1 protein-coding gene and 1 pseudogene are annotated in these 1,154 nt (G+C 64.3%); both read left to right on the plus strand.

Annotated features, from left to right (window positions below; all coding sequences use genetic code 11):
- Positions 1 to 773, plus strand: a 773-nt coding sequence (locus tag LQV45_RS34385; RefSeq protein ID WP_230012353.1) for a metallophosphoesterase, incomplete at its 5' end; no start/stop codon positions are given.
- Positions 774 to 929: 156 nt separating this feature from the next.
- Positions 930 to 1,154: pseudogene (locus LQV45_RS34390) on the plus strand (hemin transporter); the annotation flags it as partial.

A 1,154-nucleotide genomic window follows, 5' to 3' on the forward strand; every position in this document is an offset into this window, starting at 1 on the left:
CCCTTGGGGACCTTCAATACCAGAACGCCACCCTTGCCGAGTTCATGGGGGCCGGCGCCTACAACGACACATTCGGCGCCCTGAAGGCCATCACCTCGCCGGTGCTCGGCAACCATGAATACCTTGACAACACCCGCGGCTATTTCGACTATTTCTATGGCCCCGGCGTCACCACGGGCGACTTCGGGACCCGTACGGACGGCTACTACTCGACGACGATCGGGGCCTGGACCTTCATCGCCCTGAACAGTGAATGCGGGCCCGGCGGGGTGAGCGGTGGATGCGGTGTCGGCAGCCCGCAATATTTGTGGCTGCAGGACCGTCTCACCAATTCCCCGACGGCGTGCACCCTCGTGGCGGCGCACCATCCACGCTGGTCAACGGGCGTGAACCACGGCTCCTACCCGGAACTGGGACCTATGTGGGACCTCATGGCCGGCCACGGTGTCGACGTCATGATTTCCGGGCACAACCACGTCAGCGAGATCTTCAAACCGATCGGCGCCTCCGGCTCAGGCACGGTGCCGGCGCTCTCCCCGACCGGGATCCGGTCCTTTACCGCGGGCGCCGGCGGGGCGGATCTCCAGGCGTTGTCGGCCAACACCGACCCCCTTCTGACCGCAATGGTGGCCCGTGGCCGAAGCGCCTTCGGGCCGCTCAAATTGACCCTGAACGCGTCGTCCTACTCCTGGCAGTTCCTCCCCCTTCCCGGCATGACGTTTACGAACGTGGGCACCACCGGTTCCTTCTCCGGCAGCGACACTTGTCACTGACACCCGCCTTCTCCCGCCGCCGCCACGCCCGGAATCCGGTCGATTTGGAATAGATTTCTACGCGGTGTAGAAATGAGGCATAGATATTTGTATTTGAAATGCAAGTATCGCCGCGGACCCGGCTGAAGACGCCGGGCCACTATCTCAGGAGTCAGCATGCTCTCGGACAAGTCCTTCCCCGTCATCGAGGCCACCCTGCCGCTGGTCGGTTCCCGGATCGGGGACATCACCCCCAAGTTCTACGCCCGCCTCTTCGCCGCCCACCCCGAACTGCTGGACGGCCTGTTCAGCCGCTCCAACCAGCGCTCGGGCAATCAGCAGCAGGCCCTGGCCGGAAGCATCGCCGCCTTCGCCAGCCACCTGGTGAACAACCCGGACACC

Source organism: Microbacterium sp. Bi128 (assembly GCF_918698205.1).